This is a genomic window from Mesorhizobium sp. 113-1-2, assembly GCF_016756475.1.
GTDB classification, from domain to species: domain Bacteria; phylum Pseudomonadota; class Alphaproteobacteria; order Rhizobiales; family Rhizobiaceae; genus Mesorhizobium; species Mesorhizobium loti_C.
Genome location: NZ_AP023242.1, coordinates 2,483,705 through 2,506,221, shown reverse-complemented (window position 1 = coordinate 2,506,221; position 22,517 = coordinate 2,483,705). Strand labels below are relative to the sequence as shown.

Genomic DNA, 22,517 nt, shown 5'->3' with positions numbered 1-22,517 from the left:
CGAGCATTCTATTTCATAGGATTGGCAGGTCTTCGCCATCCCTGAGTTTCGCTCATCAGCCGTGGCGCGGCTTTCTCGAATCCATTGCTGCGTTCTTTGGCCCGAAAACGATGGCCAGGCAAGACGGGGCGCCGAGCCGACAGCTTACGGCCGGCTGCTACAGACCACGACGTTTCTCGTACAGATCCCAGGTGAGTTCCACAAAAGCCAGGAGGACATCGTCCTGATTCCAACCGGCCGCTACCGCCGCCTGGACGATCTCATCGACAAGAGGCAGCAATTGGCCCTGGCATGCGGCCGACATGTCGCCGTCACCCACGGGAGGTCCCTCGAAGTTGAATCCCGTCATTCGGCGCTCCCCCTCGCCTCTGATCAAAGTGTTATAGCGCTAATTTCGTTCCCTCTGATATACAATAGATGTGGTACAAAAGTACAGGACGCCTTGGATCACCAAAGCAGCATAGGACGATGCCGGACCACGCCGTCTCTATGCTTTCCCTCGAGTCAAGTTGGCTTTCCCAGGCGGGATTTCCGGGGGAACTTGATCGACCCAAGCCCTGCATGGGAATTGATTTTCTCAATGACCAGGTCGCGACCGCCATCCGCCGAATGCGAAGCCTGACTGGCTGCATTGCCTTCTGCAATCGCTCGCTCGATAGTCCCGGCAATGTTCGAGACCATTGCGACTCACTGGACCCAAATCCTGGCGATCATCTCGGTGGTGATGGCGACCGTCGGCATCGCCCACGCCGTCATGACCAAGGAGGATGTGCGGGCAGCCACCGGCTGGGTCGGCGTGATGGTGCTGTCACCGATCCTCGGCGTGCTGATCTATGCCGTGGCCGGCATCAACCGCATCCGTCGCGCCACGATCACCGCGCAGCGCCCGCTTGCCGGAGACCCAGTATCCGCCAAGGATGAGCGTGACATCGCCGCCGAGGAGGCGCTGATCGTCGAGCGCTACGGCCAGCGCTTCACTGGCCTGCGCACGCTAGGCGACAGGGTGGCACGGCGCGCGCTCAATCCGGGCAATACCATCGACGTGCTGGAGACCGGCGACGAGACCTATGCCGCCATGTGCGCGGCGATCGACGGCGCCGAGCGCAGCGTCCTGCTCGAGAGCTATATTTTCGACAATGATGCCGTCGGCCTGCTTTTCGTCGAAGCGTTGGCTGGTGCCGTCCAGCGCGGCGTCACCGTTCGCGTGCTGATCGACGCCGTCGGCGCCCGGTACTCCGTTCCCAGCATCCTGGGCCATCTGCGCCGCGCCAACATCCCCGCCGATGTCTTCAACGGCAACATCGTCATGGGCCTGCGCCTGCCCTACGCCAACCTCAGGACCCACCGGAAGATCCTTGTGGTCGACGGCACGGTTGCCTTCACCGGCGGCATGAACATCCGCAAGGGGTTTTCCGCCGAGTTCGCAGGCTCCAGCAGCGCCAGGGACACGCATTTCAAGGTCTCCGGACCAATCGTCGCCGACCTGTTCTCTGTTGCCGCCGAAGACTGGCGTTTCGCCGCCAATGAAGCGCTGAAGGGCGATGCCTGGCGTATTGCCCCGCTGTCGCCGGCACCCGACCAGCCGATGCTGGTGCGGGCGGTCGCGTCCGGGCCGGATGCCAGCAACGAAACCAACCACAGACTGCTGATCGGCGCCTTCTCGGTCGCGCGCAAGTCGATCCGCCTGATGTCGCCCTATTTCCTGCCGGATCGGGAACTGATCAGCGCCTTGATCACCGCTGCCCGACGCGGCGTCGAGATCGATGTCGTGGTGCCCGCGGTCAACAATCTCTTCCTTGTCGACCGCGCCATGACCGCGCAATTCGATCAGATCCTGAAGAATTATTGCCGCATTTGGCGAACGGAAGGCCCGTTCGACCATTCCAAGCTGCTTTCGATCGACGGCGTCTGGGCCTATGTCGGCTCGTCCAACCTCGACGCCCGGTCGCTGCGGTTGAATTTCGAGATCGATCTGGAAGTCCTCGACGCGGGCTTTGCCCGCGAGATCGAAGCCCGGATTGGCTCGGCAATCGAAACGGCCATTCCTGTCACGCTGGACTCCTTGCGGGCCCGGCCCTTCATCATCCGGCTGTTCGACCGTATCCTGTGGCTGGGTTCGCCCTATCTCTAGAAAGACCCTTCATCTTTAACAAAACGACGTGTTTGACGGATAGTTTGGTGTCGGCCATGGAACATAAGCGCAGAGACTCTATTTGAGGTGCATGGTGGAAGCAGCACGCATGGCAGGCACACGGTGCGGATGAACGGACGCAGCCTCCCGGCAACCATGCTTTTGTCCATCCGCGACAGGCGGATGCGCAAGGCAAACGCGGCTGCGCACAAGGCGACCGCCACCACAGGCACGCTGGTCGCTTCCTACAACGTCCACAAATGCATCGGCGTCGACCGCAAGTTCGATCCCGACCGCACCAGCCGCGTCATCCGCGAAATCGATCCCGACGTCATCGCCCTGCAGGAAGCGGATAACCGTTTCGGCGACCGTGACGGCCTCCTCGACCTGCCCCGCCTCGAGCGGGAAACCGGCCTGGTGCCGGTGCCGATTTCAGCCACCGGCAAGGGCCATGGCTGGCACGGCAATGTCCTCCTGTTCAAGAAAGGTGTCGTCCGCGACGTGCATCAGATCAGGCTTCCGGGCCTGGAACCGCGCGGTGCGGTGGTGGCGGAGATCGACCTCGACGGGAACCGGACCTTGCGCATCATCGCCGCCCATCTTGGCCTGCTGCGCCATTCACGCTCGCAGCAGGCCCGCGTCGTGCTGGACATTATGAGCAGCGCCGATGAAAAGCCGACGCTACTGCTTGGCGATCTCAACGAATGGCGGCTCGGCAACCGCTCCGCGCTCAACACGCTGCATGCGACTTTCGGGCCGCAGCCGCCGGCAGTCCCCACCTTCCCCTCGAACCTGCCGCTTTTGGCGCTCGACCGGATCATGACCAACCGGCACGGCATGATCGCAGCAGTGGAAGCGCATGATACGCCGCTTTCGCGCGTCGCCTCCGACCATCTGCCGCTCACGGCGTTTGTCCGCCTGGATCGTATGGTTCCCGCCGATAACGCCATGATATCCCCGGCGTCGCAAAGCGTGTAGATTCACAATGGAACGCCCGGTTGTTCCGCGAGTTTATATGTCTTGAATGCGCAGGAGGACAAAATGAAAAAGTTGATTTTAGCGTCCCTATTGGCAGTGGCCGCTACGGCGGCAGTGATTGCGCCGACGCAAGCTGCAAGCGTGATTATCCAGTCCGACGACGGCAACCAATATTCACCGGATGACAATTCCGACAATGGCGGAATTGTTATTCGCCGGCACCATGACCGGCGCTATGACAACCAATATAACCAATATGATGATAACCAATATGGTGACGACCAGAGCGTTCAGTACGATAATTATGGCCAATACCGGCGCCACCACCGGCACCATCGCTGCCACCTGGAAACGGTCGTGCATTGGCGCCACCACCACAGGGTGGTCGAAGACGTTCGCGTCTGCGGCTAGCCCGCGCCTCGCTCCGCTTTGACAAGACATGATCCTTGGCCGCGAGAGAGCGCCGCCAAGGATCGGGCATAGCTGCGCTCCCTGCACGGACGTAGCTATGCCGCATTGCACAATTTCGCGGCCTTGCCCACAATGCCGGCATGGTCCGATCCTCCCTAGCCGTCCTGGTGATCGATGAAAATCGCATCCGTGCCTCGATCATCGAGGCCGGCCTGCGCGAGGCCGGCCATCAGCGGGTCACCGTCATCCATGACGTGACCGGCATTGCCCGGCGGATCGCCGAGATCGAACCGGACGTCATCGTCATCGACCTCGAAAATCCCAACCGCGACATGCTCGAAAACATGTTCCAGCTGTCGCGTGCCGTGAAGCGCCCGATCGCCATGTTTGTCGACCGCTCCGACCAGGCTTCGATCGAGGCGGCTGTCGATGCCGGCGTTTCGGCCTATGTCGTCGATGGGCTGCGGCAAGAGCGCGTCAAGCCGATCCTCGACATGGCGGTGAGCCGCTTCAATGCCTTCTCACGCATGGCGCGCGAACTGGAAGAGGCGCGCAGCGAACTCGAGAGCCGCAAGGTGATCGACCGCGCCAAGGGCATATTGATGAAGTCGCGCGGCCTCTCCGAGGAGGCAGCCTATACGCTGCTGCGCAAGACGGCGATGAACCAGAACCGCAAGATCAGCGACATCGCCCAGAGCCTGGTGACCGCGGCCGGTTTGCTGGGGCCGGCGGAGGACGAATGAGCATGAGGCACCAGATCACCGCCGGCTTCATGCCGCTTTTCGACAGCGCCGTGCTGGTCGCCGCAAGCGAGCTTGGCTTCGCCGCACGCGAAGGCATCGATCTCACGCTGCACCGCGAGACATCCTGGGCCAACATCCGCGACCGCATCGCCATCGGCCACTTCGATCTCGCCCATATGCTGGGACCCATGCCGCTCGCCTGCAATCTCGGGCTGACACCGCTCGCTTCCGAAACCATCGTGCCGTTCTCGCTCGGGCTGGGCGGCAATTGCGTCACCATCTCCAATGCTGTCTGGGCTGGCATGGCCGCGCACGGCGCCGAAGCCGATCTCGATCCGGCGCGCGCAGGCGTTGCCCTTGGCGCCTTCATCCGTGAACGGGCGACGGCGGGCCGCGAGCCGCTGCGCTTTGCCGTCGTGCATCCGCATTCCGGGCACAATTACGAACTGCGCTACTGGCTTGCCGCCTGCGGCATCGATCCCGACCGTGCAATCGAGATCGTCATCGTGCCACCACCCTTCATGGCCGACGCGCTGGCCGCAGGCCGCATCGACGGCTATTGCGTCGGTGAGCCCTGGAACAGCGCCGCGGTCGCCGCCGGCACCGGCCATATCGTTACCGTCAAGGCACTATTGTGGAAGAACAGCCCGGAGAAGGTGATCGGCGTGCGCAAGGCCTGGGCGGACGAGAACCCGGAGGCTCTGGCGGCACTGCTGCGTGCGCTGCATCACTCGGCGCGCTGGTGCCAGGATCCGGTCAACCATGCCGAATTGGCCGCTGTGATGGCGCAGCCTGGCTTCCTCGGCCTACCGCCGGCCGTGCAGATGCCGATCCTGACCGGCCACCTCCAATTGGGCGGCGGGGCAGAGCGAGATATCGACGACTTCTTCCTGCCCTTCGACAAGGCGGCGAATTTTCCGTGGAAGAGCCATGCGCTGTGGTTCTACACCCAGATGGTGCGCTGGGGACATGCGGCGCACACGCCGGAAAACCTTGCGATCGCCCGCGATTGCTACCGGCCGGACCTCTACCGCGCGGCGCTGAAGCCGCTTGGCGTCGCGCTTCCCGGCGCCAATGCGAAGGTCGAAGGCGCGCTCAAGGTCGCCACCGCGGTCGGCGCGACCGGGGCGGGCCTGGTGCTCGGCCCGGACGGTTTCTTCGACGGCCAGATCTTCGATCCCGACGAGATCGATGCCTACATAGCGCGCCAGAAATCGGCCCGCGCGGAAGCCTGATCATTTCCGCGCCATTCTTGTGCATTGCACAAAAATTGTGCGCGCGATGACGCTAATGAACAATCTTTGGCCTGGTCACCATATTGCCCGGTACGCAGTCGACGGGCGCGAATCGCTGATTCCATTGATGTTTTTTCTTTCTCCGCAAACTGGCACGGTTCCTGCTTTGAAATGGTGAGGCCCTTTATGGGCCACGGAACAGGCGTCCAATGACGGGCGCCACAGGCAAAGCTGCCGCTCAGGTCAAAATGCGCTCCCGGTCTCTCGGGCGCGAAGACCTGGCCGGCGGCTTTTTTGTTTTGGAATCGCGTTCAACCGGAGACGACGATGAAGAAGACGATGAAGAATTGGATCGGGACGGGAACATCGCCCAAGGATGTGACGCGTCGCGATTTTCTGGTCAGCAGCGCCATGACGGCAGGCCTGTTCATGGCGGCCCGCAAGCTTTTCCCCTCCGGCGCCTATGCCGCCACCGCCGCGCCGGAAGTCACCGGCGCCAAGCTCGGTTTCATCGCGCTGACCGATGCCGCCCCCCTGATGATCGCCAAGGAGAAAGGCCTGTTCGCCAAATTCGGCATGCCCGATGTCGAGGTGCTGAAGCAGGCTTCCTGGGGCGCGACGCGCGACAATCTGATGCTCGGCGGTGCCGCCAACGGCATCGACGGCGCCCACATACTGACGCCGCTGCCTTACCTCATGCACACCGGCAAGGTGACGCAGAACAACCAGCCGATGCCGATGGCGATCGTGGCGCGGCTCAACTACGACTGCCAGGGCATTTCGGTCGCCCAGGAATATGCCGCCACCGGTGTCGGCCTCGACGCCTCCAAGCTGAAGGATGCCTTCGCCGCCAAGAAGGCGGCCGGCAAGGACATCAAGGCCGCCATGACCTTCCCGGGTGGCACGCATGATCTGTGGCTGCGCTACTGGCTGGCCGCGGGCGGCATCGATCCCGATAAGGACGTCTCGACCATCGTCGTGCCGCCGCCGCAGATGGTGGCCAATATGAAGGTCGGCAACATGGACGTGTTCTGCGTCGGCGAGCCGTGGAACGAGCAGCTCGTCCACCAGGGCGTCGGCTTCACCGCCGCCACCACGGGCGAATTGTGGAAGGGTCATCCGGAAAAGGCGCTCGGCCTGCGCGCCGAATTCATCGAGAAGAACCCGAACGCCACCAAGGCGATCCTGATGGCCGTGATGGAAGCCCAGCAATGGTGCGAGGCCAAGGAAAACAAGGACGAGATGGCCGCCATCATCGGCAAGCGGCAATGGATGAACGTGCCTGCCGCCGACATTATCGGCCGCCTCAAGGGCGACATCAATTATGGCAATGGCCGCGTCACCAACGGCACCGATCTCTACATGAAGTTCTGGAAGGGCGGCGTTTCCTACCCGTTCAAGAGCCATGATTCCTGGTTCCTCGCCGAGAACATCCGCTGGGGTAAGTTCGCGCCGACCACCGACATCAAGGCGCTGGTCGATCAGGTCAACCGCGAGGATCTGTGGCGCGAGGCGGCCAGGGATCTCGGCGTGGCCGCAGCGGATATACCCGCTTCTTCCTCGCGTGGCACGGAAACCTTCTTCGACGGCAAGGTCTTCGATCCGGCCAACCCGTCCGCCTATCTCGACAGCCTGAAGATCAAGGCATCCGCCTGATCGCCGGCGCCCCCACGGAGTTTTCCCAGACATGTCGATCCAGACTATCGAGGATACCAAGGTGAAGGCGTTCCCCGCCAAACCGGCCGAGGTGATTGCCTTCACCTCCAAGGCGCGGCGACGCGTCGAGCCGATGGCAACCGCCGGCAAACTGGCGAGCGCGCTGGTGCCGCCGGTCATCGTCATCGCCCTGATGCTCGTCGTCTGGCAGGTAGCATGCTCGTCGCCGACATCGAGCCTGCCGCCGCCAAGCCAGGTGTGGAACGAAGCCTACGATTTGATCGCACATCCGTTCTTCAACAACGGCCCGCAGGATATCGGGCTGGCCTGGCGAGTGCTGATCTCGCTGCAGCGCGTCGCCATCGGCTTTGGCCTAGCGGCGATCGTCGGCGTCGCGCTCGGCGCGCTGGTCGGCCAGTCGATCTGGGCGATGCGCGGCCTCGATCCGGTGTTCCAGATCCTGCGCACCGTGCCGCCGCTGGCCTGGCTGCCGCTGTCGCTGGCGGCGTTCCGCGATTCCAGCCCGTCGGCGCTGTTCGTCATCTTCATCACCTCGATCTGGCCGATCATCATCAACACCGCCGTCGGCGTGCGCAACATCCCGCAGGATTACCGCAACGTCGCGCGCATCCTGCGGCTCAACCCGTTCGAGTTCTTCGTCAAGATCATGGTGCCGGCCGCGGCCCCCTACATCTTCACCGGTCTGCGCATCGGCATCGGCCTGTCCTGGCTCGCCATCGTCGCCGCCGAAATGCTGACCGGCGGCGTCGGCATCGGCTTCTTCATCTGGGACGCGTGGAACTCGTCGCGGCTGCCCGACATCATCGTCGCGCTCGCCTATATCGGCGTCACCGGCTTCTGCCTCGACCGCCTGGTCGCTGGCGTCGGCGCCTTCGTCACCCGCGGCACAACGGCAAAGTGAGGAAAGCGCCATGACCGCCTATCTGAAACTCGACCATATCGACAAATCCTTCGCTCGCGGCGGCCAGGTCAGCGAAGTGCTGAGGGATATCAGGCTGACCATCGACAAGGGCGAATTCGTCTCGATCATCGGCCATTCCGGCTGCGGCAAGTCGACTTTGCTCAACCTGATCGCCGGGCTGACCAATGTGTCCGCCGGCGCCGTGCTGCTCGAAAACAAGGAAGTCGACAGCCCCGGACCCGAACGTGCGGTGGTGTTCCAGAACCACTCGCTGCTGCCCTGGCTGACCGTCTACGAAAACATCAACCTGGCGGTGTCGAAAGTCTTCGGCCGCACCAAGAGCAAGGCCGAGCGGCATGACTGGATCATGCGCAATCTCGACCTCGTGCAGATGGCGCATGCCAGGGACAAGCGGCCGGCCGAAATCTCGGGCGGCATGAAGCAGCGCGTCGGCATTGCCCGGGCGCTGGCCATGGAGCCGAAGATCCTGCTGCTCGACGAACCTTTCGGCGCGCTCGACGCGCTGACGCGCGCGCATCTGCAGGATGCGGTGATGGACATCCATTCCAGGCTCGGCTCGACGACGATCATGATCACCCATGATGTCGACGAGGCGGTGCTCTTGTCCGACCGCATCGTCATGATGACCAACGGTCCGGCCGCGACCATCGGCGAGGTGCTGCCCGTGCCGCTGGCAAGGCCGCGCCGGCGCATCGAACTCGCCTCCGACCGCACCTTCCTGCGCTGCCGCGAGGCGGTGCTGAAGTTCCTCTACGAACGCCACCGCTTCGTCGAAGCCGCGGAGTAGCATCATGAGCGAAAAACTCGTCATCATCGGCAACGGCATGGCTCCCGGGCGCATGCTCGAGCACCTGCTGGAGCAGGCGCCGGGCCGCTACAGCGTCACCATCTTCAACGCCGAGCCGCGGGTCAATTACGACCGCATCATGCTGTCGCCGGTGCTGTCGGGCGAAAAGGCCTATGAGGAAATCATCATCCATGGCGACGGCTGGTACATCGCCAACAACATCACCCTCTACAAGGGCCACAAGATCGTTGCCATCGACCGACAGGCGAAGACGGTCACCTCCGATCACGGCGTCACCGAACCCTACGACAGACTGGTCATCGCCACCGGCTCGGTGCCGTTCATCATCCCGGTGCCGGGCCACAATCTGCCGGGCGTGCTGACCTATCGCGATCTCGACGACGTGCAGGCCATGATGCTGGCCGCCCAGTCGCGGGCCAAGGCGGTGGTCATCGGCGGCGGCCTGCTCGGGCTGGAGGCGGCAGCCGGCCTCAACGCGCAAGGCATGGACGTCACCGTGCTGCACGTCATGCCGACGCTGATGGAGCGCCAGCTCGATCCGGCCGCCGGCTATCTCTTGCAGCGCGCCGTCGAACAACGTGGCATCAAGGTCATCACCAAGGCCAACACTCAGGCGATCACCGGCAATGGCAAGGTCGAGCAGGTGGAACTCGCCGACGGCACCATCATTCCGGCGACGCTTGTGGTCATGGCCGTCGGCATCCGGCCGAATTCGGCGCTGGCGAAAGAAGCGGGTATCGCCGTCAACAGAGGCATCGTCGTCGACGCCGGCATGCGCAGCAACGACCCCGACATCTACGCGCTCGGCGAATGCGCCGAGGTCAACGGCATGGTCTACGGTCTGGTGGCACCGCTCTACGAGATGGCGCGTGTTGCGGCGAGCCAGCTTGCCGGCGACGAGACCGCTGCCTTCGTCCATTCGGACACGCCGACCAAGCTCAAGGTCACCGGCATCGACCTGTTCTCGCTCGGCGATTTCGCCGAGGGCGAAGACCGCCAGGAGATCGTGCTGCGCGACGCCGCCGCCGGCGTCTACAAGCGCCTGGTGCTCAAGGACGACCGCATCATCGGCACCGTGCTCTACGGCGAGACGGCGGACGGCGCCTGGTTCAACGACCTCAAGAAGAAGCAGACCGACATTTCGCAGATGCGCGATACGTTGATCTTCGGCCAGTCATACCAGGGGGGTGCCCCGCTGGACCCTATGGCGGCCGTTGCAGCCTTGCCGGATGATGCGGAAATCTGCGGCTGCAACGGCGTCTGCAAGGGCAAAATCACCGGCGCGATCACGGCCAAGGGCCTGACCTCGCTCGACGATGTGCGCGCTCACACCAAGGCGTCGGCCTCGTGCGGCTCCTGCACCGGGCTGGTCGAGAAGCTGATGGTGCTGACCCTCGGCGACACATACAACCCGGCGGCCGTCCAACCCATGTGCTCCTGCACCACGCTCGGCCATGACGAGGTGCGCCGGCTGATCAAGGCCAAGAGCCTCAAGACCATTCCGGCCGTCATGCAAGAGCTGGAGTGGAAGACGTCCTGCGGCTGCGCCAAATGCCGGCCGGCGCTCAACTACTACCTCGTTTGCGACTGGCCAAACGACTATGCCGACGACTACCAGTCGCGCTTCATCAATGAGCGGGTGCATGCCAACATCCAGAAGGACGGCACCTATTCCGTGGTGCCGCGCATGTGGGGCGGCGTCACCAATGCCGCCGAACTGCGCGCCATCGCCGATGTCGTCGACAAGTTCGAGATCCCGATGGTCAAGGTCACCGGCGGCCAGCGCATCGACATGCTGGGCATCCGCAAGGAGGACCTGCCGGCGGTGTGGGCCGATCTCGGCCAGGCCGGCTTCGTCTCCGGTCACGCCTATGCCAAGGGCCTGCGCACGGTGAAGACCTGCGTCGGTTCCGACTGGTGCCGCTTCGGCACGCAGGATTCGACAGGTCTCGGCATCCGCATCGAAAAATTCATGTGGGGTTCGTGGACTCCGGCCAAGGTCAAGATGGCGGTGTCGGGCTGCCCGAGGAACTGCGCCGAGGCGACCTGCAAGGATGTCGGCGTCATCTGCGTCGACAGTGGTTACGAGATCCATTTCGCCGGAGCCGCCGGCCTCGACATCAAGGGCACCGAAGTGCTCGGCCTTGTGAAGACGGAAGACGAGGCGCTGGAGCACATCGTGGCGCTGACTCAGATGTACCGCGAGCAGGGCCGCTATCTCGAGCGCATCTACAAATGGGCCAAGCGCATCGGCATCCCCGAGATCAAGCGCCAGATCATGGACGATGGCGAGAAGCGCAAGGCCTATTACGACCGCTTCGTCTTTTCCCAGAAATTCGCGCAGGTCGATCCGTGGTCGGAGCGCGTCTCCGGCAAGGACAAGCACGAGTTCCGGCCGATGGCTTCGGTCGGGTTTGCGCAGGCGGCGGAGTGATGGAGATGTCTGCGCGAGGCACCCCCCTCTGGCCTGCCGGCCATCTCCCCCTCAAGGGGCGAGATCGGATGTTGTTTCGGCTTTCGCCAATCTCCAACGTCACAGGACGGTCGCCGTCATTGATGCTGCCAATCTCCCCCCTTGAGGGGGAGATGTCCGGCAGGACAGAGGGGGGCGCCTTGGCGCAATCCTATCAAGCAAAGGCAGCCCAATGAACTGGATCGCCATCGGCACCATCTCCGACATCCCGCGCCGTGGCGCGCGCTGTGTCGCCACCCCGCAAGGCAAGGTCGCCGTCTTCCGCACACAGGACGATCAGGTCTATGCCATCGACGACCACTGCCCGCACAAGGGCGGGCCGCTTAGCCAGGGCATCGTCCATGGCGCGGCGGTGACCTGTCCCCTGCACAATTGGGTGATCTCGCTGGAGACAGGCAAGGCGCTCGGCGCCGACGAAGGCGTGGTGCGCACCATTCCGGTCAAGGTCGAGGGCGAGCACCTGTTCCTGGCGCTGGAAGCGCTGGCCAGCCGCGCCGCCTGAACATGGAGATCGACGCAGCACGCGAGGTGAGGACCACCTGCCCCTATTGCGGGGTGGGCTGCGGCGTGCTGGCGAAGGTCGCCGCGGATGGGCAAGTGTCCGTCCGCGGCGACCCCGACCATCCCGCGAATTTCGGCCGGCTCTGCTCCAAGGGGTCGGCGCTGGCCGAGACCATCGATCTCGAGGGCAGGCTGCTCCATCCCGAAATCCACGGCTGCCGGACAGGCTGGAACGAGGCGCTCGACCGCGTCGCCTCGACCTTCTCGCGAACCATCGCCGAGCACGGGCCGGATGCGGTCGCCTTCTATGTCTCGGGCCAGTTGCTGACCGAGGACTATTACCTCGCCAACAAGCTGATGAAGGGTTTTGTCGGCTCGGCCAATATCGACACCAACTCTCGCCTCTGCATGGCCTCGTCCGTCGCCGGCCACCGCCGCGCCTTCGGCTCCGATACGGTGCCGGGGACCTACGAGGATCTGGAACTTGCCGACCTCATCGTGCTGGTCGGCTCCAACCTCGCCTGGTGCCACCCTGTGCTCTTCCAGCGCATCGCGGCGGCCCGGGAAAAGCGGCCCGCGATGAAGATCGTGCTGATCGATCCGCGCCGCACCATGACCGCTGATATCGCCGACATGCATCTGGCGATCGCACCGGATGGCGACGTCGCTCTGTTCACCGGCCTGCTCGCCTGGCTCGGCCAGCACAATGCGCTCGACCGCGCCTATATCACAGCGCATACGACCGGCTTTGGGCAAGCGCTCTTTGCCGCCTCCACGCTTGATCTTGCCGATGTTGCCGCTACCACCGGCCTGAGCGAAGACGAACTTGTCCGCTTCTACAGCCTGTTTGCTGCCACCGCGAAGACGGTGACCGTCTACAGCCAGGGCGTGAACCAGTCGTCGTCCGGCACCGACAAGGTCAACGCCATCATCAACTGCCATCTCGCCACCGGTCGCATCGGCAAACCGGGAGCCGGGCCGTTCTCGGTGACCGGCCAGCCCAACGCCATGGGTGGCCGCGAGGTCGGCGGCATGGCCAACATGCTGGCCGCCCACATGGAGATCGAGAACGCCGAGCACCGCGACCGCGTGCGCCGCTTCTGGAATGCGCCTGGCATCGCGCAGAAGCCCGGCCTGAAGGCGGTCGAGATGTTTCAGGGCGTGGCCGACGGGCGCATCAAGGCGCTGTGGATCATGGCCACCAACCCGGTCGATTCGATGCCCGACGCCGATGCCGTCGAAGCGGCGATCAAGGCTTGCCCGTTCGTCGTGGTGTCGGACGTTCTGGCGAGCGCCGACACGGTGCGTCACGCCCATGTCCGGCTGCCCGCCACCGCCTGGGGCGAGAAGGACGGCACCGTCACCAATTCCGAACGCCGCATCTCGCGCCAGCGGTCGTTTCTGGCGGCGCCCGGCGAGGCGAGGCCCGACTGGTGGATCATCGCCGAGGTGGCGGGGCGGATGGGGTTTGGCGAGGCGTTCGCGCATGAGACCCCGGCAGAGATTTTTGGTGAGCACGCCGCGCTGTCCGGGTTTGAGAATGATGGCGTGCGAGATTTCGATATCGGTGCGTATGCCGGGGCCGATGCTGAAAGTTACGCATCACTTGAGCCATTCCAATGGCCAGCCCCCAGCCCACGAGGCGGCACGACGGAGCACCAGACCACCCGCTTCTTCGCCAACGGCAATTTCTACACACCCGACCGCAAAGCCCGCTTCATCGCCATCCGTCCCACCACCGAAATCCGCACCACCCCTGATTTCCCGCTCATCCTCAACACCGGCCGGATCCGCGACCACTGGCACACCATGACGCGCACCGGCAAAAGCCCGCGTCTGTCCCAGCACATCGCCGAACCCTTCGTCGAAATCCACCCTGTGGACGCGCAGCATCACGGCATCGGCGGCGCCGACATCGTGCGCATCTCCAGCCCGCGCGGCGACGTGCTGGTCCGGGCCCTGATCACGTCCCGCCAGCGCCAGGGCAGCGTCTTCGCGCCGATGCACTGGACCGATCAGTTCGCGGCAAAGGGCCGGCTCGACGCGCTCACCGCGCCGCTCGTCGACCCCGTTTCAGGCCAGCCGGCGCTGAAACATGTCGCGGCCCGCATCGAGAAATTTGCCGCAAGGGCCTTTGCTTTCGCCGTGATGCGCCGGAAGCCGGAACGGGTTGAGGCGAGCTACTGGGCGGTTGCCAAATGCCGGGGCGGATGGCGGGTCGAGCTTGCCTTTGCCGACGACGCCGCCGACTGGACGGCGTTCGCCGGCTCGCTCTTCGATGCGCCCTTGGCCGAAATGCTCGCCTATCACGACCGGGACGCCGGCCAGCATCGCATCGCCGCCTTCGATGGCGACCAGCTCGCAGGCGCGCTGTTCGTCGCGCCCGGCCCGGTCGCGGTGTCGCGTGGCTGGGCGGCTGAACAGCTTGAAGAAGTCCACGCCAGCCAGCGCGAACGCTTTCGGATCGTCGCCGGCCGCGCCGGTGCCGATCGGCCTGATGCCGGCGCCACCGTCTGCTCCTGTTTCAACGTCGGAGCCAACCAGATCGTCGCTGCGGTGGCGGCCGGCTGCACGACCGTCGAAGCCATCGGCAGTGCCCTGAAGGCCGGCACCAATTGCGGCTCCTGCCGGTCCGAAATCCGCGCCCTCATCCAGGCGAACCGCGTTCAGGCCGCCGAGTAAACAGCGCCTCGAAGGCGATTGGACGGGTCGCAAGACCGCGCCAAACCTGTCCAAGTGTTAATTCGACTTGGGGTCGTTTCAGCCATATTGGTTCACGGGGGTGAAAGATGCCGCCATGGACCAGCAATTGGAAATGCCCCTGCAGACGACCGTCGCGCCACGCCGTTCGCGTCGCTGGATTCCCTGGCTGATCTTCATTGCCATCGTCGTCGCCACCGGCGCCTATCTCTATCAGCGTCCGCATGTCGAGGCCAGGCAACCCGGCGGCAGGCGGGGCGCGCAACCGACGACGATCGGCGCCGCCGCCATCGAAAAGGGCACGATAGACGTCACCCTCAACGCGCTCGGCACGGTGACCTCGCTCTCCACCGTCACGGTCAAGCCGCAGGTCACCGGTCCGCTCATCCAGGTCAATTTCAAGGAAGGCCAGGACGTCAAGAAGGGCGACCTGCTGGCCGAGATCGACCCCCGCCCCTACCAGGCGGCACTCGCTCAGGCCCAGGGCCAGCTGGTGCGCGACCAGGCCATGCTCAAGGATGCCCAGCTCGACCTCGTTCGTGACCAGAAGCTGGTGGCCCAGGGGACGGCGACGCCGCAGACCCTCGACGCGCAGGTTGCCCTTGTCGCGCAGGACCAGGGCTCCGTCCAGGTCGACCAGGCGATGATACAGACCGCCACCCTCAATCTCGACTATTGCCGCATCCTGGCTCCCGTCGACGGACGGGCCGGCCTGCGCCAGGTCGATCAGGGCAACTACGTCACCCCTGGCGATACCAACGGCATCGTCATCATCACCCAGGTGCAGCCGATCAGTGTGCTGTTCACCGTGCCCGAGGATGAACTGCCCGCGATCGCGCAGCGCATGCAGCAAGGCGCCTCGCTGCCCACGTCAGCCTTCGACCGCGCCGGAGCCAAGAAGCTTGCCGACGGCCAGCTCGAAACCTTCGACAGCCAGATCGACCCGAGCACCGGCACCATCAAGCTGCGGGCGGGTTTCGCCAATGAAGCGCGCGTCCTCTATCCGAACCAGTTCGTCAACGTCACGCTTCTCGTCGACGAGCACAAGGACGTGGCGATCGCCCCGATCGCCGCGATCCAGCGCGGCCTGCCCGGCACCTTCGTCTATCTGGTCAATCCCGACAGCACGGTCGCCGTGCGCAAGGTCACGCTTGGCGTTACCAATAGCGAACGCGTCGAGATCCTTGCCGGCCTGACCCCCGGCGACCGCGTCGTCGTCGACGGCGCCGACAAGCTCCGCGACGGCGCCCATATCAACCTTCAGCAGGACGGCCAGGCACCGGCACAGCCTCGGGCGACGGCGCCAACCCCGGCGGCGGGCCAGACGCCGGCGCAGACATCAGCCCAGACCTCGCCACAGGCAGCAGCCCCATCGGATGGACAGACGTCGGACGGACGGACGCCGAATGGGCAGACGCCAAATGCGGAAACGTCAGACGGACAGGCGCTGGATGGCACGGCACACAAGCATCAGGGCCACAAGCACCGTCACACGGGGTCCGGGCAGCAGCAATGAGCCCGTCGCGCGCCTTCATCCTGCGGCCGGTGGCGACGTCGCTGTTCATGGTCGCCATCATGCTGTCGGGCCTGCTGGCCTACCGATATCTGCCGGTCTCGGCGCTGCCCGAGGTCGACTATCCCACCATCCAGGTGCAGACCTTCTATCCCGGCGCCAGCCCTGACGTCATGACGTCCTCGGTCACGGCGCCGCTGGAGGTCCAGCTCGGCCAGATCGCCAACCTCAACCAGATGAACTCCGTCAGTTCGGCCGGCTCCTCGGTCATCACGCTGCAGTTCAGCCTGGCGATCTCGCTCGACGTCGCCGAGCAGGAGGTGCAGGCCGCCATCAACGCCGCCGGCAATCTGTTGCCGGCTGACCTGCCGGCGCCGCCGATCTACGCCAAGGTCAATCCGGCCGACGCGCCGGTGCTGACGCTGGGCCTGACCTCGGCGACCATGCCGCTGCACGACGTGCAGCAGCTTGCCGACACCAGGCTGGCGCAGAAGATCTCGCAGTTGCCGGGCGTCGGCCTGGTCAGCCTCAGCGGCGGCCAGCGGCCTGCCGTGCGGGTCCAGGCCGATCCGCGCAAGCTCGCCGCCTATGGCCTCAATCTCGACGACCTGCGCACCACTTTGGGCAGCGCCAACGTCAACACGCCGAAGGGCAATCTCGACGGACCGTCGCGCGCCTACACCATCAACGCCAACGACCAGATGAAGAGCGCCGACGAATACCGCTCGCTGATCGTCGCCTACAAGAACGGCGCCCCGGTGCGGCTGAGCGATGTGGCCGATGTGGTCGACGCCACCGAGAACAATCGGCTGGCCGCCTGGATGAACAGCACGCCGGCGATCATCCTCAACATCCAGCGCCAGCCCGGCGCCAACGTCATCGACGTGGTCGACCGCATCAAGGCGCTGCTGCCGCAGCTCCAGGCCTCACTGCCGAACGCCGTCGACGTCAAGGTGCTGACTGACCGCACCACGACCATCCGCGCCTCCGTGCGTGACGTCGAATACGAGCTGACCCTGTCGATCATCCTCGTCGTGCTGGTCATTTTCGTCTTCCTGCGCAGCGCGCGCGCCACGCTCATCCCGAGCCTTTCGGTGCCCCTGTCGCTGGTCGGCACGCTGGGCGTCATGTACCTGTTCGGCTTCAGCCTCGACAATCTGTCGCTGATGGCGCTGACCATTGCCACCGGCTTCGTCGTCGACGACGCCATCGTCGTCATCGAGAACGTCGCCCGCTATGTCGAGGAGGGCGCGACGCCGCTGCAGGCGGCGCTGAAAGGCTCGCAGCAGATCGGCTTCACCATCATCTCGCTCACCGTGTCGCTGATCGCGGTGCTGATCCCGCTTCTGTTCATGGGCGATGTCGTCGGCAGGCTGTTCCGCGAATTCTCCATCACGCTTGCCACCACCATCCTGATCTCCGCCGTGGTGTCGCTGACGCTGGTGCCGATGGCCTGCGCCAAGCTGCTGAAACCCTTGTCGGCGGTGCGCGAGAACGCCCTGCAGCGCGCCAGCCGCGACTTCTTCGACTGGGTGATCCGCGGCTATGGCCGGGCACTGACCTGGGTGCTCGACCGGCAGACGCTGATGCTCGTGGTGGCGGCGGCGACCTTGGTGCTGACGGCGGTCCTCTATGTGGTCATTCCCAAGGGTTTCTTCCCGGTGCAGGACACTGGCGTCATCCAGGCCATATCAGAGGCGCCGCAGTCGATTTCCTATGCCGCCATGGCGGACCGCCAGCAGCAGCTGGCCGCCATCATCCTTAGGGATCCCGATGTCGACAGCCTTTCGTCCTTCATCGGCGTCGACGGCACCAACACCACGATGAATGTCGGCCGCATCCTGATCAACCTCAAGCCGCATGAGAAACGTACCGCTGATATCACGCACGTCATCGTCCGCCTGAAACAGGAAGCCGCTTCGATGGCCGGTGTGACGCTCTACATGCAGCCGGTGCAGGACCTGACCATCGACGGCCAGGTTAGCCGCACCCAGTATCAATTCGTGCTCCAGGACGCCAATGCCGACGAGCTGGGAGAATGGACGCCGAAACTGCTCGCCAGGCTGCACGCGTTGCCGCAGCTCGCCGATGTCGCCAGCGACCTGTCGAACAGCGGCCTTGCCGTCTTTGTCGACATCGACCGCGACCAGGCCGCCCGTTTCGGCATCACGCCGGCGACGGTCGACAACGCGCTCTACGACGCTTTCGGCCAGCGCATGGTCTCGACCATCTACACCACATCAAGCCAGTCCCGCGTCATTCTCGAGGCCGCTCCGTCCGAACAGGATTCGCTCAAGGCGCTCTCTTCCGTCTACCTGCCCTCGTCGACGGGTGGCGCCCCGGTGCCGCTGTCGGTGGTGGCGACCACCCATATCGCCACCACGCCGCTGCAGATCACCCATATGGGGCAATTCCCCGCCACCACCGTGTCGTTCAACCTGGCGCCAGGCGCGTCGCTTGGCGAGGCGGTCACCGCGATCGAGCAGGCGCAGGCCGACATCGGCATGCCGCTCAGCATCATCACCAGTTTCCAGGGCGCGGCGCGCGCCTTCCAGGCTTCGCTCGACAACACGCTGTTCCTGATCCTGGCGGCGGTGGTGACGGTCTACATCGTGCTCGGCGTGCTCTATGAGAGCTTCATCCACCCCATCACCATCCTGTCGACGCTGCCTTCGGCCGGCATCGGCGCGCTGCTGGCGCTGATGATCGCCGGCCAGGACCTGACCGTCATCTCGATCATCGGCATCATCCTCCTGATCGGCGTGGTCAAGAAGAACGCCATCATGATGATCGACTTCGCGCTCGACGCGCAGCGCCATGAAGGCAAGGCGCCGCGCGAGGCGATCTACCAGGCCTGCCTGCTGCGCTTCCGCCCGATCCTGATGACGACGCTGGCGGCGATGCTCGGCGCCCTGCCGCTGATGCTCGGCACCGGCGTCGGCTCGGAACTGCGCCATCCCCTGGGCGTCTCCATCGTCGGCGGCTTGCTGCTCAGCCAGATGCTGACGCTGTTCACCACGCCGGTGATCTATCTCTGGTTCGACCGCCTCGCCGCCCGCCTGCGCGGCATCGAACCCAACCTTCCCCGCGCCCCCAATCTTCCCCGCATTCCTGGGGCGGACGCCAGGCCATGAACCTGTCGGTTCCGTTCATCCGGCGGCCGGTGGCGACGACGCTGCTGACCTTCGGCCTGCTGGCGGCCGGGCTGGTGGCGTTTCCGCAATTGCCGGTGGCGCCGCTGCCGGCGGTCGACTACCCCGTGATCTCAGTGTCGGCCTCGCTGCCTGGTGCGAGCCCCCAGGTGGTGGCAAACACCGTCGCCAGCCCGCTCGAGCGGCATCTCGGTGAAATCGCCGATGTCAACGAAATGACCTCGTCGAGCAGCGTCGGCAGCGCCCGCATCACCTTGCAGTTCGGGCTGGACCGCGACATTGACGGCGCCGCGCGTGACGTCCAGGCGGCGATCAACGCCGCGCGCGCCGACCTGCCATCCAGCCTGCGCTCCAACCCGACCTATCGCAAGGTCAATCCCGCCGACGCCCCGATCCTCATCCTGTCGATGACATCGGACACTTTGTCCAAGGGCCAGCTCTTCGATGCCGCCAGCACCGTGCTGGCGCAAAAGCTCTCGCAGGTCGACGGCATTGGCGAGGTGTCGGTTGGCGGCAGCTCGCTGCCGGCGGTGCGCGTCGAACTCAACCCGCAGGTGCTCTATGATTACGGCATCGGGCTGGAGGACGTGCGCGCAGCGCTCGCCTCGGCCAACGCCCACAGCCCCAAGGGGGCCATCGACGTCGGCGACCAGCGCTACCAGATCTACGCCAACGACCAGGCCAACCAGGCGGACGCCTACCGCTCGCTGATCGTCGCCTACCGCAACGGCGCGCCGGTCAGGCTTTCCGATGTCGGCCAGGTCAATGATTCCGTCGAGAACATCCGCAATGCCGGTCTCGCCAATGGCGAGCCGGGCGTGCTGATCATCCTCAACCGCTCGCCCAACGCCAACATCATCGCGACGGTGGACCGGGTGAAGGCGCTGCTGCCGACGCTGCGCGCCTCGATCTCGCCGGCCATCGACCTGTCGCTGGCGGTCGACCGCTCGACCACCATCCGCGCTTCGCTGAGCGAGGTCGCGCAGACGCTGATGATCGCCATCGGCCTGGTGATCCTCGTCGTCTTCGCCTTCCTGCGCGACGTGCGCTCGGCGCTGGTGCCGATCGTGGCCGTGCCCGTATCCCTGGTCGGCACGCTGGGCGCCATGTACCTGATGGGCTTCAGCATCGACAATCTGTCGCTGATGGCAATGACGGTGGCCACCGGCTTCGTCGTCGACGACGCCATCGTCGTGCTCGAAAACATCGCCCGCCACACCGCGTCCGGCATGGGCCGCATGGAAGCCGCGATCAAGGGCTCCCAGGAAGTCGGATTCACCGTGCTGTCGATGAGCCTGTCGCTGATCGCCGTCTTCATCCCGATCCTGCTGATGGGCGGCATCGTCGGCCGGCTGTTCCGCGAATTCGCCATAACACTCTCGGCGGCGATCCTGGTCTCGCTGGCAATATCGCTGACCACCACGCCGATGATGTGCTCGATTCTGCTGCGCCCCGAGGGACAGCGCGAACACGGCCGGCTCTACCGCTTCAGCGAACGTATCTTCGAGGCCATGCTGGGCTTCTACCGCAGGTCGCTGTCCTGGGCGCTCGACAATCCGCTGCTGATCATGGCGGTGCTGGCGGCAACGCTCTGCCTCAATGGCTATCTCTATGTCACCATCCCAAAAGGCTTCTTCCCGCAGCAGGACACGGGACGGCTGACCGGCTCGATCCAGGCCGACCAGGCAACCTCCTTCCAGTCGATGTCGCGGAAGCTCACCCAGTTCGCCGGCATCGTCAGCAAGGATCCGGCCGTCGATGCCGCTGTCGCCTTCACCGGCGGCGGCCAGACCAATTCCGGTTCCATGTTCGTGTCACTGAAACCGCTGGCCGAGCGCAAGATCTCCGCCGACCAGGTCATCGCCAGGCTGCGGCCCAAACTGGCCGTGGTGCCGGGTGCCACGCTCTTCCTGCAGGCGGTGCAGGACATCCGCGTCGGCGGGCGGCAATCGAACGCGCAGTACCAGTACACCCTGCAAGGTGACAGTTTCGACGAACTGGCGGAGTGGGCGCCGAAGCTGGCGGCTGCGCTGCAAACCGAACCCAGGCTCACCGACGTCAACTCCGACCAGCAGAACAAGGGCCTGGAAGCCGACGTCACCATCGATCGCGACACCGCAACGCGCCTCGGCATATCAGCCAGCGAGATCGACAACACGCTCTACGACGCCTTCGGCCAGCGCCAGGTGTCCACCATCTATGTCCAGCGCAACCAGTACCACGTCATCATGGAGGTGGCGCCGCAATACTCGCAAAACCCCGATGCGTTGAAAAAAGTCTATGTCAGCACATCGGGCGGATCGGTTGGTGGATCGCAGTCGAGCAATGCGGTGGCCGGCACGTTCGCTGTATCAGGCAAGTCCACCAGCGCCCAATCGGTCGCCGCCGACGCGGCGCGCAACCAGGCCAACAATTCCATCACCAGCACCGGCAGGACGGCAGCCTCGACCGGTTCGGCGGTCAGCACCGGAGCCGAGACCATGGTGCCGCTGTCGGCCGTCGCGCATTACGGTCCCGGCAGCACGCCGCTTTCGGTCAACCACCAGGGCCTGTTCGTCGCCACGACACTGTCGTTCAACCTGGCGCCGGGCGTCGCGCTCAGCGAAGGTGTCGCGGCGATCAACGCGGCCGCCGACCGCATCGGCATGCCGGCAACCATCCATGGCAGCTTCCAGGGCACGGCCAAGGTGTTCCAGGACTCGCTGTCCGACCAGCCGCTGCTGATCCTTGCCGCGCTGATCGCTGTCTATGTCGTGCTCGGCATTCTCTACGAAAGCTACGCGCATCCGCTGACCATTCTGTCGACCTTGCCGTCGGCCGGCGTCGGCGCCTTGCTGGCACTGACCCTGGTCAACATCGAATTCTCAATCATGGCGCTGATCGGCATCATCCTGCTGATCGGCATCGTCAAGAAGAACGCGATCATGATGATCGACTTCGCGCTGGCCGCCGAGCGCAACGAGAACAGATCGGCGCATGACGCCATCTACCAGGCATGCCTGCTGCGCTTCCGCCCGATCATGATGACGACCATGGCGGCACTGTTCGGTGCCGTGCCGCTGGCTATCGGCCTTGGCGAAGGTGCCGAACTGCGCCAGCCGCTCGGCATCGCCATCGTCGGCGGGCTGATCCTGAGCCAGATCCTGACCCTCTACACGACGCCGGTCATCTACATCTACGTCGACCGTTTCGGTCGCTGGTGCCGGCAGTTGCGCTTGACGATGCCGCGCCCGCGGACGCTACGGCCACAGGCGGGCGAATGAATGCCGCCGA

At 64.7% G+C, this 22,517-nt stretch carries 15 protein-coding genes; 14 read left to right on the top strand and 1 reads right to left on the bottom strand.

The genetic code is table 11. The features are described 5' to 3' along the window. Positions 1-157 precede the first annotated feature (157 nt). The gene (locus JN279_RS12015; RefSeq protein ID WP_096449722.1) at positions 158-349 is read right to left on the bottom strand and encodes a hypothetical protein; all 192 of its coding nucleotides are present in this window, start codon (positions 347-349) and stop codon (positions 158-160) included. A 318-nt stretch (positions 350-667) separates the two neighbouring features. Between JN279_RS12015 and JN279_RS12010 the strand changes: the two genes are divergently transcribed. From JN279_RS12010 to JN279_RS11945, 14 genes are all read left to right on the top strand, one after another. Then, positions 668-2,131, top strand: a complete 1,464-nt coding sequence (locus tag JN279_RS12010; protein WP_202352859.1) for a phospholipase D-like domain-containing protein — start codon at positions 668-670, stop codon at positions 2,129-2,131. Positions 2,132-2,254: 123 nt separating this feature from the next. Further along, entirely contained in the window at positions 2,255-3,109 is an 855-nt protein-coding gene (locus JN279_RS12005) for an endonuclease/exonuclease/phosphatase family protein (protein ID WP_202352858.1), read from the top strand. A 63-nt stretch (positions 3,110-3,172) separates the two neighbouring features. After that, complete coding sequence (locus JN279_RS12000; RefSeq protein WP_202352857.1) at positions 3,173-3,520, top strand: hypothetical protein; 348 nt, start codon at positions 3,173-3,175, stop codon at positions 3,518-3,520. Between the two features lie 140 nt (positions 3,521-3,660). Further along, complete coding sequence (locus JN279_RS11995) at positions 3,661-4,263, top strand: ANTAR domain-containing response regulator (protein WP_027045429.1); 603 nt, start codon at positions 3,661-3,663, stop codon at positions 4,261-4,263. Continuing rightward, entirely contained in the window at positions 4,260-5,498 is a 1,239-nt protein-coding gene (locus tag JN279_RS11990) for a CmpA/NrtA family ABC transporter substrate-binding protein (protein WP_202352856.1), read from the top strand. Before JN279_RS11995 ends, JN279_RS11990 begins: the two co-directional genes overlap by 4 nt. A gap of 327 nt (positions 5,499-5,825) precedes the next feature. Further along, positions 5,826-7,154 (top strand): CmpA/NrtA family ABC transporter substrate-binding protein, encoded by a 1,329-nt coding sequence (locus JN279_RS11985; RefSeq protein ID WP_244734526.1) that lies wholly within the window; start codon positions 5,826-5,828, stop codon positions 7,152-7,154. 31 nt (positions 7,155-7,185) lie between these two features. Beyond that, positions 7,186-8,076, top strand: a complete 891-nt coding sequence (gene ntrB, locus JN279_RS11980; RefSeq protein WP_202352855.1) for a nitrate ABC transporter permease — start codon at positions 7,186-7,188, stop codon at positions 8,074-8,076. Between the two features lie 10 nt (positions 8,077-8,086). Continuing rightward, entirely contained in the window at positions 8,087-8,884 is a 798-nt protein-coding gene (locus JN279_RS11975; protein ID WP_096449734.1) for an ABC transporter ATP-binding protein, read from the top strand. A 4-nt stretch (positions 8,885-8,888) separates the two neighbouring features. Next, the gene (gene nirB, locus JN279_RS11970) at positions 8,889-11,339 is read left to right on the top strand and encodes a nitrite reductase large subunit NirB (protein ID WP_202352854.1); all 2,451 of its coding nucleotides are present in this window, start codon (positions 8,889-8,891) and stop codon (positions 11,337-11,339) included. A 211-nt stretch (positions 11,340-11,550) separates the two neighbouring features. Further along, positions 11,551-11,880, top strand: coding sequence for a nitrite reductase small subunit NirD (gene nirD, locus JN279_RS11965; protein WP_096449738.1), 330 nt, complete (start codon positions 11,551-11,553; stop codon positions 11,878-11,880). A 2-nt stretch (positions 11,881-11,882) separates the two neighbouring features. Then, positions 11,883-14,561: a nitrate reductase gene (locus tag JN279_RS11960; RefSeq protein WP_202352853.1), complete on the top strand. Its 2,679-nt coding sequence runs from the start codon at positions 11,883-11,885 to the stop codon at positions 14,559-14,561. A 115-nt stretch (positions 14,562-14,676) separates the two neighbouring features. Next, positions 14,677-16,095: an MdtA/MuxA family multidrug efflux RND transporter periplasmic adaptor subunit gene (locus JN279_RS11955; protein ID WP_202352852.1), complete on the top strand. Its 1,419-nt coding sequence runs from the start codon at positions 14,677-14,679 to the stop codon at positions 16,093-16,095. After that, complete coding sequence (locus tag JN279_RS11950) at positions 16,092-19,226, top strand: MdtB/MuxB family multidrug efflux RND transporter permease subunit (RefSeq protein ID WP_202352851.1); 3,135 nt, start codon at positions 16,092-16,094, stop codon at positions 19,224-19,226. Before JN279_RS11955 ends, JN279_RS11950 begins: the two co-directional genes overlap by 4 nt. After that, entirely contained in the window at positions 19,223-22,507 is a 3,285-nt protein-coding gene (locus JN279_RS11945) for an efflux RND transporter permease subunit (protein WP_202352850.1), read from the top strand. Before JN279_RS11950 ends, JN279_RS11945 begins: the two co-directional genes overlap by 4 nt. The last annotated feature ends 10 nt before the right edge of the window (positions 22,508-22,517 follow it).

Coding starts and splice junctions, on each gene's coding strand:
- JN279_RS12015 (WP_096449722.1), bottom strand. CDS start 349: ATGACGGGATTCAACTTCGAGGGACCTCCCGTGGGTGACGGCGACATG.
- JN279_RS12010 (WP_202352859.1), top strand. CDS start 668: ATGTTCGAGACCATTGCGACTCACTGGACCCAAATCCTGGCGATCATC.
- JN279_RS12000 (WP_202352857.1), top strand. CDS start 3,173: ATGAAAAAGTTGATTTTAGCGTCCCTATTGGCAGTGGCCGCTACGGCG.
- JN279_RS11995 (WP_027045429.1), top strand. CDS start 3,661: ATGGTCCGATCCTCCCTAGCCGTCCTGGTGATCGATGAAAATCGCATC.
- JN279_RS11990 (WP_202352856.1), top strand. CDS start 4,260: ATGAGCATGAGGCACCAGATCACCGCCGGCTTCATGCCGCTTTTCGAC.
- JN279_RS11985 (WP_244734526.1), top strand. CDS start 5,826: ATGAAGAAGACGATGAAGAATTGGATCGGGACGGGAACATCGCCCAAG.
- ntrB (WP_202352855.1), top strand. CDS start 7,186: ATGTCGATCCAGACTATCGAGGATACCAAGGTGAAGGCGTTCCCCGCC.
- JN279_RS11975 (WP_096449734.1), top strand. CDS start 8,087: ATGACCGCCTATCTGAAACTCGACCATATCGACAAATCCTTCGCTCGC.
- nirB (WP_202352854.1), top strand. CDS start 8,889: ATGAGCGAAAAACTCGTCATCATCGGCAACGGCATGGCTCCCGGGCGC.
- nirD (WP_096449738.1), top strand. CDS start 11,551: ATGAACTGGATCGCCATCGGCACCATCTCCGACATCCCGCGCCGTGGC.
- JN279_RS11960 (WP_202352853.1), top strand. CDS start 11,883: ATGGAGATCGACGCAGCACGCGAGGTGAGGACCACCTGCCCCTATTGC.
- JN279_RS11955 (WP_202352852.1), top strand. CDS start 14,677: ATGGACCAGCAATTGGAAATGCCCCTGCAGACGACCGTCGCGCCACGC.
- JN279_RS11950 (WP_202352851.1), top strand. CDS start 16,092: ATGAGCCCGTCGCGCGCCTTCATCCTGCGGCCGGTGGCGACGTCGCTG.
- JN279_RS11945 (WP_202352850.1), top strand. CDS start 19,223: ATGAACCTGTCGGTTCCGTTCATCCGGCGGCCGGTGGCGACGACGCTG.